Below are 14,595 nucleotides of genomic sequence, written 5' to 3'. Positions count from 1 at the left end.
CGGCGTGGCGCACATGCATGGAGGACGTGACGTGGCGAACGACGCCAGCACCGTTTTCGACCTAGTGATCCTCGGCGGTGGCAGCGGTGGTTACGCCGCGGCCCTGCGCGGGGCGCAGCTGGGCCTGGACGTCGCCCTGATCGAGAAGGGCAAGGTCGGCGGTACCTGCCTGCACAACGGTTGCATCCCCACGAAGGCCCTGCTGCACGCGGGCGAGATCGCCGACCAGGCCCGCGAGAGCGAGCAGTTCGGTGTGAAGGCCACCTTCGAGGGCATCGACATGGCGGCCGTCCACAAGTACAAGGACGACGTGATCTCGGGCCTGTACAAGGGCCTGCAGGGTCTGATCGCCTCGCGCAAGGTGACCTACATCGAGGGCGAGGGCCGGCTGTCCTCGCCGACCTCCGTCGATGTGAACGGTCAGCGGGTCCAGGGCCGCCACGTGCTGCTGGCGACCGGCTCCGTGCCGAAGTCGCTGCCCGGCCTGGACATCGACGGCGACCGGATCATCTCGTCCGACCACGCCCTGAAGCTCGACCGCGTGCCGAAGTCCGCGATCGTCCTGGGCGGCGGCGTCATCGGCGTCGAGTTCGCCTCCGCGTGGAAGTCCTTCGGCAGCGAGGTCACGATCGTCGAGGGCCTCAAGCACCTCGTGCCGGTCGAGGACGAGAACAGCTCCAAGCTGCTGGAGCGCGCCTTCCGCAAGCGGGGCATCAAGTTCAACCTGGGCACCTTCTTCGAGAAGGCCGAGTACACCCAGGACGGCGTCAAGGTCACCCTGGCCGACGGCAAGGAGTTCGAGGCCGAGGTCCTGCTCGTCGCCATCGGCCGCGGCCCGGTCTCGCAGGGCCTCGGCTACGAGGAGGCCGGCGTCGCCATGGACCGCGGCTACGTCCTCGTCGACGAGTACATGCGGACCAACGTCCCGACGATCTCGGCCGTCGGCGACCTCGTCCCGACCCTCCAGCTCGCGCACGTCGGCTTCGCCGAGGGCATGCTGGTGGCGGAGCGGCTCGCCGGTCTGAAGACCGTCCCGGTCGACTACGACGGCGTGCCGCGGGTGACGTACTGCCACCCGGAGGTCGCCTCCGTCGGCATCACCGAGGCCAAGGCCAAGGAGGTCTACGGCGCGGACAAGGTCGTCGCCCTGAAGTACAACCTGGCGGGCAACGGCAAGAGCAAGATCCTCAAGACCACCGGCGAGATCAAGCTCGTCCAGGTCAAGGACGGTGCCGTGGTCGGCGTCCACATGGTCGGCGACCGCATGGGTGAGCAGGTCGGCGAAGCCCAGCTGATCTACAACTGGGAGGCGCTGCCCGCCGAGGTGGCCCAGCTCATCCACGCGCACCCGACGCAGAACGAGGCGATGGGCGAGGCCCACCTGGCTCTGGCCGGCAAGCCCCTGCACTCCCACGACTGACCTCCCCCGGTCACTGGGCGCGACGACACAGACTTCCGCAATTCGTTAAGGAGCAACCGAAACCATGGCGGTTTCCGTAACCCTTCCGGCGCTCGGCGAGAGCGTCACCGAGGGCACCGTCACCCGTTGGCTCAAGGCCGAGGGTGAGCGCGTCGAGGCCGACGAGCCGCTGCTCGAGGTCTCGACCGACAAGGTCGACACCGAGATCCCGGCCCCCGCCTCCGGCGTGCTGTCCTCCATCAAGGTCGCCGAGGACGAGACCGTCGAGGTCGGCGCCGAGCTGGCGCTGATCGACGACGGTTCCGGCGCCCCGGCGGCCGAGGAGGCCCCGGCCGCCGAGCAGGCCCCGCAGGCCGAGCAGGTCGCCGAGCCCGCCCCCGAGCCGGCCCCGGCCGCCCCCTCCACCGAGCAGGCCGCCCCGGCGCCCGCCCCCTCCGCCGACGCGTCGGCGGGCGGCGGCGGTGCCGAGGGCACGGACGTGGTCCTGCCCGCGCTCGGCGAGTCCGTCACCGAAGGCACCGTCACCCGCTGGCTGAAGTCGGTCGGCGACTCGGTCGAGGCCGACGAGCCGCTACTGGAGGTGTCCACCGACAAGGTCGACACCGAGATCCCCGCCCCCGCCTCCGGCACCCTGCTGGAGATCGTGGTCGGCGAGGACGAGACCGCCGAGGTCGGCGCCAAGCTCGCCGTCATCGGCGAGGCGGGCGCGGCCCCCGCGGCCGCTCCGGCCCAGGAGGCCCCGGCCGCCCCCGCGCAGCCCGAGCCCGCCCAGGCCCCGGCTCCGGCTCCGGCTCCGCAGCAGGCCGCTCCGGCCCAGCAGGCCCCGGCCGCTCCGGCTCCGCAGGCCCCCGCGGCCCCGGCTCCGCAGCAGCCGGCCGCCCCGGCCCCGGCCGCCCCGGCGCCCGCGCCGGCCCAGGCTGCCGCCCCGGCTGCCGCCCAGCCGGTGGACGACGGTGCCTACGTCACCCCGCTGGTGCGCAAGCTCGCCTCCGAGAACGACGTGGACCTGTCCACCGTCAAGGGCACCGGCGTCGGCGGCCGCATCCGCAAGCAGGACGTCATCGCCGCCGCCGAGGCCGCGAAGGCCGCCGCTCCGGCTCCGGCCGCCGCCGCTGTCACTGCCGGAGGCCCTGCCGCGAAGAAGGCCCCCACCCTGGAGGCCTCCCCGCTGCGCGGCCAGACCGTCAAGATGCCGCGCATCCGCAAGGTCATCGGCGACAACATGGTCAAGGCGCTGCACGAGCAGGCCCAGCTGTCGTCGGTCGTCGAGGTCGACGTCACGCGTCTGATGAAGCTGCGCGCCCGTGCCAAGGACGCGTTCGCGGCGCGTGAGGGCGTCAAGCTCTCGCCGATGCCGTTCTTCGTCAAGGCCGCGGCCCAGGCGCTGAAGGCGCACGCGCCGATCAACGCCCGGATCAACGAGGCCGAGGGGACCATCACCTACTTCGACGCCGAGAACATCGGTATCGCGGTGGACTCCGAGAAGGGCCTGATGACCCCGGTCATCAAGAACGCCGGCGACCTCAACCTGGCCGGCATCGCCAAGGCGACCGCCGACCTGGCGGGCAAGGTCCGGGCCAGCAAGATCAGCCCGGACGAGCTGGCGGGCGCGACCTTCACCATCAGCAACACCGGTTCGCGCGGCGCGCTGTTCGACACGATCATCGTGCCGCCGAACCAGGTCGCCATCCTGGGCATCGGTGCCACGGTCAAGCGTCCGGCCGTCATCGAGACGGAGGACGGGCCGGTCATCGGCGTCCGCGACATGACGTACCTGACCCTGTCCTACGACCACCGCCTGGTGGACGGCGCCGACGCCGCCCGCTACCTGACGGCGGTCAAGGCGATCCTGGAGGCGGGCGAGTTCGAGGTCGAGCTCGGCCTGTAGTCCTCGGCCAGTGGGTCTGTTCGGTGCCCCCGCCCGGAGCTCTCCGGGCGGGGGCACCGTCATGTGCTGCCGCGCGCGTCGTGTAAGTCTCGTCTCACCTGCGTGAAAGCGCCCCCGTGCGCCCTGCCGGCTCGCGGTGACGGCCGTATTGTTTCTCAACGTCAGTCGCCCCAGGGGGCCACAGGGGCCCTCTCCCGAAGGAGCTCTCATGACCGCGCCCGTCGTCCACTCGCTGCGCGAACAGATCCGCGAGCACATCCTGGAAGGGATCATCAGCGGACGCTGGCAGCCGGGCGAGCGGATCGTGGAGCGCAGGATCGCCACCGAGCTGGAGGTCAGCCAGACGCCGGTGCGCGAGGCGCTGCGGGAGCTGGAGTCGCTGCGGCTGATCGAGTCGGCGCCGAACAAGGGCGTGCGGGTGCGCAATCTGACCGCCGCCGACCTGGAGGAGAGCTACCCGGTCCGGGCCGGTCTGGAGGCGATCGCCGCGGAGCTGGCGGCGGACCGGCTCGCCGAGGACTGCTCGGCGCTGGAGGCGCACGTCACCGCCCTGTACGAGGCCGACCGCGCCGCCGACGGGACCGCCCAGGTGCGGCACACGGTGGGCTTCCACCGGGAGCTGGTGCGGGCGGCCGGCAACTCGGTGCTGCTGCACACCTGGGAGGGCCTGGGCATCGAGGTGTTCACGGCGCTGTCGATACGGTGGCTGGGGACGGTGCAGCAGTCCTACGCGGAGGAGCACGAGGAACTGGTCGCGGCCTTCCGCCGCCGCGATCCCCGTATCCCGGAGATTGTCAAGGCTCACGTCCTGGGCTGCGCCCCCCGCGCCTAGTTCCTTCGCCCCCGCCGCCCCTTCCCTGCCCGTCCCTGGGGGCTACGCCCCCGGATCCCCCGGTCCGCGCAGTCCCCAGCGATCCTGAAGGGGCGCGGGGAACTGCGCGAACGGCCACGACGCACCGGCGGACGCCAACGCACCGAACCACCCGAGCCGCACCGCGCTCACCTGCACAAACCGCCGGTTTCATGGTCACCCCGTGCCACCGCCGGAGGCACCCCGTGCCGACTTTCTCGTGATCAAGAGGTTTTGGCCCTCAACCCTTTGATCGATCATCGATCAGGGAGTTACAGTCTCCGACGGGCTTCCACCCGAGCCCAAGCCCTGTCCTGCCAAAGACCTAGGGCACCCCCGAACCCTTGACGATGAGGGAACCCCCTTCGACTGAGGAAGGCGGCGACATGACCGACCCCAAAGCCATCCAGCCGAGCGAGCTCGACCAGCTCCCGGACCGCGACCCGGAGGAGACCGCCGAATGGCAGGCCTCCCTGGACGCCGTCACCCAGGCGGCCGGGCCGCACCGTGCCGCGTACCTGATGCGCCGCACACTGGAGCGCGCCGAGGGCGCCGGCCTCGCCCTGCCGAAGCTCCTGGAGACGGACTACGTCAACTCCATCCCGACCGCCGACGAGCCCACCGTGGACGGCGACGAGGACCTGGAGCAGCGGATCACCGCCTGGAACCGCTGGAACGCGGCGGCGATGGTCACCCGCGGCAGCAAGTACGGCGTCGGCGGCCACATCGCCACCTTCGCCTCCGCGGCCTGGCTGTACGAGACCGGCTTCAACCACTTCTTCAAGGGCAAGGAGGGTGACGGCTCCGGCGACCAGCTCTACGTCCAGGGCCACGCCTCCCCCGGCATCTACGCCCGCGCCTTCCTCGACGGCCGGCTGTCCGAGGAGCACCTCGACAACTTCCGCCGCGAGGCCGGCGGCAAGGGCCTGCCGTCCTACCCGCACCCGCGCCGGCTGCCCTGGCTGTGGGAGTTCCCCACCGTCTCCATGGGCCTCGGCCCGATCTCCGCGATCTACCAGGCGCGGTTCAACCGCTACCTGACCAGCCGCGGCATCAAGGACCTGACCGACTCCCACGTGTGGGCGTTCCTCGGCGACGGCGAGATGGACGAGCCCGAGTCCACCACCGCGCTGACCCTCGCCTCCCGCGAGGGCCTGGACAACCTGACCTTCGTCATCAACTGCAACCTGCAGCGCCTCGACGGTCCGGTCCGCGCCAACTTCAAGATCGTGCAGGAGCTGGAGGCCCAGTTCCGCGGCGCCGGCTGGAACGTCGTGAAGTCGCTGTGGGGCACGGCCTGGGACGAGCTGTTCCAGCTCGACACCACGGGCGCGCTGGTACGCCGGCTGCGCGAGGTACCCGACGCGCAGGTGCAGACGTACCAGACGCGCGACGCCGCCTACATCCGCGAGGACTTCTTCGGCAAGGACCCGGCGCTCGTCGAGATGGCGAAGCTGCTGTCCGACGACAAGATCCTCGAGTGTTTCCACTACTCGCGCGGCGGCCACGAGTCCCGCAAGGTCTACGCCGCCTACCGCGCCGCGCTCGCCCACAAGGGCGCGCCGACCGTGATCCTGGCCCAGACGGTCAAGGGCCACACCCTCGGCACCGGCTTCGCGTCCAAGAACGCCAACCACCAGATGAAGAAGCTCTCGGTGGACGAGTTCAAGGACATGCGCGACCTGCTCGGCCTGCCGATCAAGGACAGCGACTTCGTCGACGGCGTGGTCCCCTACGGCCACCCGGGCGCCGACTCCCCCGAGGTCCGCTACCTCCAGGAGCGGCGCGCCGCCCTCGGCGGTCCCGCCCCGGCCCGCCGCGTCCACCCGGTCGCGCCGCTGCCCGCGCCCTCCGAGAAGGCCTTCGCCTCCTTCGACAAGGGCTCCGGCTCGCAGAACGTGGCCACCACCATGGCCTTCGTCCGCCTGGTCAAGGACCTGGTCCGCGACAAGGAGACCGGCAAGCGCTGGGTGCCGATCGTCCCCGACGAGGCGCGCACCTTCGGCATGGAGAGCCTCTTCCCGTCCCTGGGCATCTACTCGCCCAAGGGCCAGACGTACGAGCCGGTCGACCGCGACCAGCTGATGTACTACAAGGAGGCCAAGAACGGCCAGATCCTCAACGAGGGGATCACCGAGGCCGGCTCGATGGCCGACTTCATCGCCGCCTCGACGTCGTACGCGACGCACGGCGAGACGATGATCCCGTTCTACATCTTCTACTCGATGTTCGGCTGGCAGCGCACGGCCGACCAGATGTGGCAGCTCGGCGACCAGCTCGGCCGCGGCTTCCTGGTCGGCGCCACCGCCGGCCGGACCACGCTGACCGGTGAGGGCCTCCAGCACGCGGACGGCCACTCCCCGGCCATCGCGGCGACCAACCCGGCCGCGCTGACGTACGACCCGGCCTTCGCCTACGAGGTCGCGGCGATCGTCAAGGACGGTCTGCGCCGGATGTACGGCGAGGCGGCCCCGGGCGAGGACCAGGACGTCTTCTACTACCTGACCGTCTACAACGAGCCGATGCCGCAGCCGGCCAAGCCGTCCGCCGCAGGCGTGGACGAGGGCATCGTCAAGGGCCTGTACCGCTTCAACACGGCGGAGTCGGCGGGCCTGACCCCGGCCGCCAACGCCCCGCGCATCCAGCTGCTGGGCTCCGGCACGGCGATCCACTGGGCGCTGAAGGCGCAGAAGCTGCTCGCCGAGGAGTGGGGTGTGGCCTCCGACGTGTGGTCCGCGACCTCCTGGACGGAGCTGCGCCGCGACGCGCTGGACGCCGACGCGGCCCTGCTGCGCGGCGAGGAGCGGGTGCCGTACGTCCGCCGGGCGCTCCAGGGCGTCGAGGGCCCGGTCCTCGCGGTGTCCGACTACATGCGCCAGGTCCCGGACCAGATCGCGCAGTGGGTCGAGCAGGACTGGTCCTCGCTGGGCGCCGACGGCTTCGGCCTGTCGGACACCCGTGAGGCCGCCCGCCGCCACTTCGGTGTCGACGCCGAGTCGATCGTGGTCGCGTCCCTCGCCCAGCTCGCCCGGCGCGGCGAGGTCAAGGCGACGGCCGTGAAGGAGGCGCGCGAGCGCTACGGCCTGTAGGAACACCTGCAGGAACAGCGGACACAGGAGGCCCCCCGCCGCGGCGGGGGGCCTCCTGCATGATGGGGGGATGCGCGCTGCCCGCCTCATCAAGATGGTGCTGCTCCTCCAGTCCCGCCCGGCCATGACCGCCGCCGAGCTGGCCCGGGAGCTGGAGGTCTCGGAGCGCACGGTCACGCGGGACGCGCAGGCGCTGTCGGAGGCGGGGGTGCCGGTGTACGCGGAGCGGGGGCGGGCCGGGGGTTACCGGCTGATCGGCGGCTACCGCACCCGGCTGACCGGGCTGGCCCGGGGTGAGGCCGAGGCGCTGTTCCTGTCCGGGGTGCCGGGGGCCTTGCGCGAGATGGGGCTGGAGGACGCGGCGTCGGCGGCCCGCCTGAAGGTGTCGGCGGCACTGCTGCCGTCCCTGCGGGACGCCTCCCGCACGGCGGCGCAGCGCTTCCACCTGGACGCACCGAACTGGTTCCGGGAACCCCGGACGCCCGAACTGCTGCCGGTGGTGGCGGACGCCGTCTGGGACGACCGGCCCGTCACCGCGCGCTACCGGCGCGGGCGGGAGGAGGTCGTACGGGAGCTGGAGCCGTACGGGCTCGTGCTGAAGGCGGGCGTCTGGTACCTGTGCGCGAGGGTGGCGCGGGCCGACGGCGGCGGCGCCTTCCGCGTGTACCGCGTCGACCGGTTCACGGCGGTGGAGGCGGGCGAGGAACGCTTCACGCGGGACGACGGCTTCGACCTGCCCGCGTTCTGGGCGGAGCGGGCCGAGCAGTTCGCGCGGTCGATCCTGCGGGCCCAGGTCGTGGTGCGGCTGTCGGAGCAGGGCGTGCGGGCGCTGCCGCACGTCGTCGACGCGCCGATCGCCCGGGAGGCGCTGGAGGCGGCGGACGAGCCGGACGCGGACGGCCGGGTCACGGTGACGCTGCCGGTGGAGTCCGAGGAGGTCGCGCACACCCAGCTGGCGGGGCTCGGGCCGGAGGCGGAGGTGCTCGCTCCCCGGACGCTGCGGGACCGCTTCGCCCGGGACGCGCGACGGCTGGCCGGCCTGTACGCCGACGCAGGCCCGGCCGGGACATAACGATCCGCCGCACTCCACGTGCGTCCCGTCCCCGAAGGGTCGATGCTGGACCCGTGATGGACGAGACGGAGTTCTGGGAGCTGATCGACGCCACCCGGCAGGGCGCCGACGGCGACCCCGAGGACCAGGCCGACCTGCTCGTGGACCGGCTCCTCGGGATGGACCCGGACCTGGTGCTCGACTTCGCCCGCCACTTCGAGGCCCGCTACAACCGCGCCTGCACCTGGGACCTGTGGGGTGCCGCCTGGGTGCTGCTCGGCGGCGCGAGCGACGACGCCTTCGACTACTTCCGCTGCTGGCTGATCGGCCAGGGCCGCGAGGTGTACGAGGGCGCGGTGCACGATCCCGACGCGCTCGCCGAACTGCTGGACGACTTCGACGAGGAACTGGACGGCGACGGCGAGGAGCTGGGCTACGCGGCCGACGAGGCCTACGAGCAGCTCACCGGTACCGTCGCCCCCGACCTGGGCATCGCGCCCGCGCCGGCGGAGCCGCTGGGCACCCCGGTCGACCTGGAGGACGACCGGGCCGTCGCCGAGCGTCTGCCGCGCCTGTGGGAGCGGTTCGGCCGGGACTGACGCGTCCCCGTCCGCCCACCCGCCACGGCGCCGGCCGGCGTCCCCGTACGGCCCGGCCCGGGTCGCGGCGGGCCTCGGCGCTGTGCGGCCCCCGAGGGGTCAGCCGGACGGGCGCCCCTGGAGCCGCGCCGCCCGGTCCCTGATGTCGGGCAGGCGGGCGGTGAGGGCCGCGCCGGGGCAGCTGGTCTGGTAGCCCTCGTCGTGCCCCGCGACGGCGGGCAGGGTGGCGGTGGCGCCGGCGGCGTACCGGCTGAGGCCGTTGCTGGAGACCAGGGTGACCTCCGCGCGCGGGTCGGTGTCGGTGGGGCCGAGTTTCCAGGCGGCGAGCGCGGCGATCGCGTCGCTCAGCGCGTCGGGCACGGGCACCCCCGCGGTGAAGGTGCCGAGGGCGGCGATGCCGGTGGTGCGGTGGTTGAAGCCCTGGGTGTGGGCGCCGGTGACGGGGCGGGTGATGCCGCCGGCCCGGCCCTCGTAGATGGTGCCGCAGCGGTCCACGACGAAGTTGTAGCCGATGTCGTCCCAGTCCCGGCCGCCGGTCTGCCCCGAGTAGACACCGCGGAGGATGTCCGGCACGTCGGCGCAGTCGTAGCCGTTCGGGGTGTCGGTGTGGTGGACGAAGACCGCGAGGATCTCGTCGTCGTAGCGCGGGGGCGGCTGGGTGCGGGCGGCGTCGCCGAGCCAGGCGGACCGGGGCACGATGGGCGGCCGGGGCGCGGAGTGCCGGTCGGCGGCGGCCGGCCGGGCCTGGGCCGAGGCGGAGCGCTCCACGCCGTTCGCGCACAGCGCCAGCGCGGCGACGGCGGCCAGGCCGGGCAGACACCCGAGCAACGCCCGGGCCGGGGCCGGTATGCGGGCCGCACGCCGTCGCCGGGCCTCGCGCGGTCCTCGGAAGACACGCATGGTCCCACTGTCCGGCGGATCGGGTCCGGCCGCGACGTGGGCTGTGCCACCCGGTGGAACCATCGCCCCGGTCCGGGACGTTCTTCCGGTCGATCGCCCTCACTACCGCACCCACCCGTACCTGCTCGGTCGCCGGTTCCCGGGCGGTCCGGGACTGCTGGGTGGCCGGTTCCCGGACGGTCCGGGCCCCGGGCTGATCACCGGGCCGGCCGGGCACGTACTGAGGGACCCGGGCCGCAGGGGTTCCGGACGGAAAGGCGGCTCGTGTGGACCTGCTCGACATCCTGCTGGTGCTGGTGGCACTGGCCTACGCGGCGTCCGGCTACCGCCGCGGGCTGGTGGCCGGCTGTGTCTCGCTGGCCGGCTTCGTGGGCGGCGCGGTGATCGGCGTGTGGCTCCTGCCGTGGGTGATGGAGCTGGTGGCCCCCCGGTCCACGGCGGCGACGGTGACCGCGGTGCTCACGGTGCTGCTGCCGGCGGTGGCCGGGCACGAGCTGGCGGGACGGCCCGCGCTGCGGCTGCGCCGGGAGCTGGACGCGGGGCCGCTCAGGGCGGCCGACGGGGTCGGCGGGGCGGTGGCCAACGCGGCGGCCGCGCTGATCGTGGCGTGGGTGGCCGCGAGCGTCCTGGCGGCGTCCTCGTCCTCGCTGCTGACCTCGGCGATCCGCGACTCGACGGTGCTGGGCTCGGTGCAGCGGGTGATGCCGGACACCACCCCGGCGTGGTTCTCCGGGGCGACGTCCGCGCTGACCGAGGCGGGGTTCCCGCAGGTCTTCAACCCCTTCGAGAACGAGTCGACCGCCGAGGTCGCCGAGCCCTCCGGTGACAGCGTGACCCCGGCCGCCACCGAGGCGGCCCGGCGCAGCACGGTGAAGGTCGAGGGCGTCGCCGGCTCCCAGGGCCGGGAGGGCAGCGGTTTCGTCTACGCGCCGGAACGCGTGATGACCAACGCCCACGTGGTGGCCGGCATCGACGACCCGACCGTGCGGATCGGCGGGGTGGGGCCTTCGTACGAGGCGCGGGTGGTGCTGTTCGACCCGGACAAGGACGTGGCCGTGCTGTACGTCCCGGACCTGTCGGCGCCCGTCCTGCGGTTCGACGGCGACGCCGGACGCGGCGATGCGGCGGTGGTCGCGGGCTATCCGCAGGACGGCGACCTCGATCTGCGGGCGGCGACGGTGGCGAACCGGACCCGGGCGACCGGGCAGAACATCCACAGCGACGCCAACGTCACCCGCGAGATCTACTCCGTGCGCTCCACCGTCCGCCCGGGCAACTCCGGCGGGCCGCTGCTGACCACCGACGGCCGGGTGTACGGCGTGGTCTTCGCCCGCTCCACCTCCGACGCCCGGACCGGTTACGTGCTGACGGCGGACGAGGTGGCCGACGAGGCGCGGCGCGGGGCCGGCGCGACGGCGGCGGTGGACACGGGCGAGCCCGTCAGGTCGTAGCGCCCGGCATGGTGAACGACTGTCCCATCAGGATGTCGTCGACGTACCGGCCGTCGAGGAAGAACTCCTCGGGCTGCACGCCCTCGACGGCGAAGCCCCCGGACTCGTAGAGCCTGCGGGCGGCGGTGTTGTGGCCGAGGACGCGCAGGGTGATGCGCCGGGCGCCCAGCCGCCGGGCCTCCTCGACGGCCGCTCGGACCAGGGCACGGCCGACGCCCTGGCCGCGGGCCGCGTCGGCGACGGCCAGGCCGCGGATCTGGCGCACGTGGGCGTTGGAGGCCAGCGGGGTGGGGAAGCCGAGGCGGACGTAGCCCACGACGGCGCCGTCGAGTTCGGCGACCAGGTGGTCGGCGGGGCCCGAGGTGTCCCGGAAGAACGGGTCGTCAGGTCCCGGCGGGGGCGAGACGGCGTGCTGGTAGGACCAGGTCTCCCGGTCGAGGCGACGCAGCGTCTGCTCGTCCTCGGACCTGGCCTGGCGTATGTGCGGAGCGGGCATGACGGTCACTGTACGACGCGGGCGCACCGCCCGGTCCAGCGCTTTCCCGGGCGTCGGTGCAGGATGGGCGCATGGACGGTGGACGCAGGGACGGGGAGCGGCGACGCTCGCGTGTCGTGGTGGCCGGCGCGTCCGGCCTCATCGGCGGCGCGGTGGCGCGGTCGCTGGCCGCGGACGGGCACGAGGTGGTGCGCCTGGTGCGGCACGCGCCCCGGGGCGCGGACGAGGTCCGGTGGGACCCGGAGGGCGGACGCGTGGACGCGGCCGGGCTCGAAGGGTGCGACGCCGTGGTCAATCTGGCCGGGGCCGGGGTGGGCGACCGCCGCTGGACCGACACGTACAAGACCCGTATCCGCAGCAGCCGGGTGCACGGCACGACGGCGCTCGCGGAGGCCCTCGCCGCGCTGGACCGGCCGCCGCGGGTCTTCGTGAACGGCAGCGCGATCGGTTTCTACGGCGAGACCGGCGACCGGCCCGTCGACGAGAGCGCGCCCGCGGGAGAGGGGTTCCTGCCCTCCGTGTGCGTCGAGTGGGAGGCCGCCGCGGCTCCCGCCCGGCACGCGGGCGTGCGGACGGTCCTCGTCCGGACCGGGCTGGTCGTGTCCCGGCAGGGCGGCGCCTGGGGCCGGCTCTTCCCGCTGTTCCGGGCGGGGCTCGGCGGGCGGCTGGGCGACGGGTCCCAGTACTGGTCCTTCGTGGCGCTGCACGACGAGGTGGCGGCGATCCGGCACCTCATGGACCGCGACGACCTGTCCGGGCCCTTCAACCTGACCGCCCCGCAGCCGCTGACGAACCGTGAGATCACCGCGGCCATGGGGCGCGTACTGCACCGCCCGGCGCCCTTCGCGGTGCCCGCGCCGGTCCTGCGCGCGGCGCTCGGCGAGATGTCCGGCGACGTCCTGGGCAGCGCCCGGGTCCTCCCGGCCCGGCTGCTGGAATCGGGCTTCCGCTTCGCCTTCCCGGAGATCGACGGGGCGATCAGGGCCGCGCTGTGAGGTGAGGTGCGGGGCGGCACGGCGATCCGCGGGCCGCATGCCGCCGGTCTTCACGGGCGCCGTCCCCTCGCACGCCTGGCGGGCGCGCGCCGCCGCGTCGCGCCCGCCCCTCGGCGACCGCGTGAGCGTCGCGTTCCGACCGGACGACGGCGTATGCCGACCGTACGGCGCCCTCATGCGACCGCCGTGCGACCGTGCCCTGCCCCCGTGCGACTCCCTCCGACCACGGCGGGCCCTAACCTCGAAGCGAACTCGGGTATCCCTCAAGGCGGTTGGGGGCATGACGTCTCCAGCGGCCGCGCAACCTCGAGGAGGGGCACGTGCTTGAGCCCGCGTACCAGGCGGACGTCGTCGTCGTGGGGGCCGGAATCGCCGGCCTCGCCGCGGCGCATCGGCTGACCAGCGCAGGAGTGACGACCACGGTCCTGGAGGCCGCCCATACGGTGGGCGGTCGGATGGCGACGGAGAAGGTCGACGGTTTCCGGCTCGACAGAATCGGACCGTTGCTGTCCACCGCGTATCCCGAACTGCGCCGCACCCCCGGACTGGACGGCCTCGCACTGCGGCCCTTCGACCCCGGGGTCCTGCTGCACAGCGAGGGCCGCCGCCACCGCGCGGGCGCCCCGGCGGGCACACGGAGCGCGAGGAGCGCACTCCACGCCGTGCGCGCCCTGGCGAGCGCCCCCCGCTCGATTCCCGCGCCCCGGCGCCCGGTCTCGGCGGCCGGGGCCCCCGGGCGCTCCGCACCGGTGCCCCGCGCCCGCGTGGGCGCCCCCCTCGGCACCACCGTCGACCAGGCCAGGCTCGGCGCCGCGCTGACCCGCCTCGCGAGCACGCCCGCCGAACGGCTGCTGGCCCGCCCGGAACTGTCCGCGGCCCGGGCGCTGGCGGTCCGCGGGCTGCCGCCCCGGACGATCGACGGCTTCCTGCGCCCGCTGCTCGCCGCCCTGCTGTGCGACCCGGACCTGACCACGTCCAGCCGGTGCGCCGACCTCGCCCTGCGCTCCTTCGCCGCCGGACGGCTCGCGCTGCCCGAGGGCGGCGCGGAGGCGCTGCCGGAGCTGCTGGCGCGGGCCCTGCCGCCGGGCACGGTGCACACCGGCGTCCGGGTCACCTCGGTCGCCACCAACGCCGTGACCACCGCCGAGCACGGCGTCATCCGCTGCCGGGCCGTCCTGGTGGCGACCGACGCCCGCGCCGCGGGCGAGCTGCTGCCCGGCCTGCGGGTGCCGGCCTTCCACCCCGTGACGGTGGTGCACCACACGACGGACGAACCGCCGACGACCGGCGCCTCCCTCCTGCTCGACGCGGACCGCGGCGGGCCGGTCGCCCACACGGCCGTCTCCAGCCACGTGGACCCGTCCCGCGCGCCGGCGGGGCGCGCCCTCGTCTCGTCGACGGTCCTCGGGCCGCTGCCGCCCGACGTCGACACGGCCGTACGCATCCACCTCTCCCGCCTCTACGGCACCTCGACCACCCGCTGGGAGACCCTCGCCGTCCACCACACGCCGGAGGCGGTCCCCGCGATGCGCCCACCGCACGACCCGCGCAGGCCGGTGCGGCTGCTGGCCGGCCTGTACGTGTGCGGCGACCACCGCGACACCAGCTCCGTCCAGGGGGCCCTGCACTCCGGCCACCGGGCCTCCTCGGCGATCCTGACGGACCTGGGGGCCGGGCGGCCGATGCACGCGGCGGAGCCGTTGCCGACGGCCCGCGCCGCGTAGGGCCCCACCGGGCGGACCGCCACCCCAGCGGCGGTCCGCTAGCTGTTCTGTCCGGGGAGGTTGTGGACAGGTGAGCCAGGTCTCGGCTGAGGGATCTTGAACGGGTGAGGGCCTTCCGGGTTCGGTGTGGAT

Annotated in this window: 11 protein-coding genes; 9 read left to right on the top strand and 2 right to left on the bottom strand. The window is 73.8% G+C overall.

All coding sequences use genetic code 11. The features are described from left to right. Positions 1 to 31: 31 nt before the first annotated feature. From lpdA to ACGF5T_RS19650, 6 genes are all read left to right on the top strand, one after another. A complete protein-coding gene (lpdA, locus tag ACGF5T_RS19675; protein ID WP_361011567.1) occupies positions 32 to 1,420 on the top strand; it encodes a dihydrolipoyl dehydrogenase in 1,389 nt (462 codons plus the stop codon). Positions 1,421 to 1,484: 64 nt separating this feature from the next. Next, positions 1,485 to 3,308, top strand: coding sequence for a 2-oxoglutarate dehydrogenase, E2 component, dihydrolipoamide succinyltransferase (gene sucB, locus ACGF5T_RS19670; RefSeq protein ID WP_366767883.1), 1,824 nt, complete (start codon positions 1,485 to 1,487; stop codon positions 3,306 to 3,308). Positions 3,309 to 3,516: 208 nt separating this feature from the next. Further along, on the top strand, positions 3,517 to 4,140 hold the full coding sequence (locus ACGF5T_RS19665) for a GntR family transcriptional regulator (protein WP_356610634.1): 624 nt from the start codon (positions 3,517 to 3,519) through the stop codon (positions 4,138 to 4,140). Between the two features lie 404 nt (positions 4,141 to 4,544). Then, positions 4,545 to 7,247, top strand: coding sequence for a pyruvate dehydrogenase (acetyl-transferring), homodimeric type (aceE, locus tag ACGF5T_RS19660; RefSeq protein ID WP_356610635.1), 2,703 nt, complete (start codon positions 4,545 to 4,547; stop codon positions 7,245 to 7,247). Between the two features lie 70 nt (positions 7,248 to 7,317). Then, complete coding sequence (locus ACGF5T_RS19655) at positions 7,318 to 8,319, top strand: WYL domain-containing protein (protein ID WP_361011558.1); 1,002 nt, start codon at positions 7,318 to 7,320, stop codon at positions 8,317 to 8,319. 56 nt (positions 8,320 to 8,375) lie between these two features. Further along, positions 8,376 to 8,897: a DUF4240 domain-containing protein gene (locus ACGF5T_RS19650; RefSeq protein WP_356610686.1), complete on the top strand. Its 522-nt coding sequence runs from the start codon at positions 8,376 to 8,378 to the stop codon at positions 8,895 to 8,897. Between the two features lie 99 nt (positions 8,898 to 8,996). Here the strand turns inward: ACGF5T_RS19650 and ACGF5T_RS19645 are convergent, their stop codons facing one another. After that, positions 8,997 to 9,860: a peptidoglycan recognition protein gene (locus tag ACGF5T_RS19645; RefSeq protein WP_392888593.1), complete on the bottom strand. Its 864-nt coding sequence runs from the start codon at positions 9,858 to 9,860 to the stop codon at positions 8,997 to 8,999. A 203-nt stretch (positions 9,861 to 10,063) separates the two neighbouring features. On the opposite strand from ACGF5T_RS19645, the gene ACGF5T_RS19640 reads away from it, so the two are divergent. Continuing rightward, positions 10,064 to 11,248 (top strand): MarP family serine protease, encoded by a 1,185-nt coding sequence (locus ACGF5T_RS19640; RefSeq protein ID WP_356610638.1) that lies wholly within the window; start codon positions 10,064 to 10,066, stop codon positions 11,246 to 11,248. On the opposite strand, the gene ACGF5T_RS19635 is transcribed toward ACGF5T_RS19640, so the two are convergent. Then, a complete protein-coding gene (locus ACGF5T_RS19635) occupies positions 11,238 to 11,744 on the bottom strand; it encodes a GNAT family N-acetyltransferase (protein ID WP_356610639.1) in 507 nt (168 codons plus the stop codon). The two genes, ACGF5T_RS19640 and ACGF5T_RS19635, sit on opposite strands and share 11 nt — an antisense overlap. A gap of 71 nt (positions 11,745 to 11,815) precedes the next feature. On the opposite strand from ACGF5T_RS19635, the gene ACGF5T_RS19630 reads away from it, so the two are divergent. Together ACGF5T_RS19630 and ACGF5T_RS19625 are read left to right on the top strand one after the other, a co-directional pair. Next, a complete protein-coding gene (locus tag ACGF5T_RS19630; protein WP_366769412.1) occupies positions 11,816 to 12,739 on the top strand; it encodes a TIGR01777 family oxidoreductase in 924 nt (307 codons plus the stop codon). 320 nt (positions 12,740 to 13,059) lie between these two features. Then, entirely contained in the window at positions 13,060 to 14,463 is a 1,404-nt protein-coding gene (locus ACGF5T_RS19625; protein ID WP_366769413.1) for an NAD(P)/FAD-dependent oxidoreductase, read from the top strand. The last annotated feature ends 132 nt before the right edge of the window (positions 14,464 to 14,595 follow it).

Source organism: Streptomyces sp. NPDC047853 (genome assembly GCF_043204535.1).
Classification (GTDB): domain Bacteria; phylum Actinomycetota; class Actinomycetes; order Streptomycetales; family Streptomycetaceae; genus Streptomyces.
This window is presented reverse-complemented; position numbering and strand designations above follow the sequence as displayed.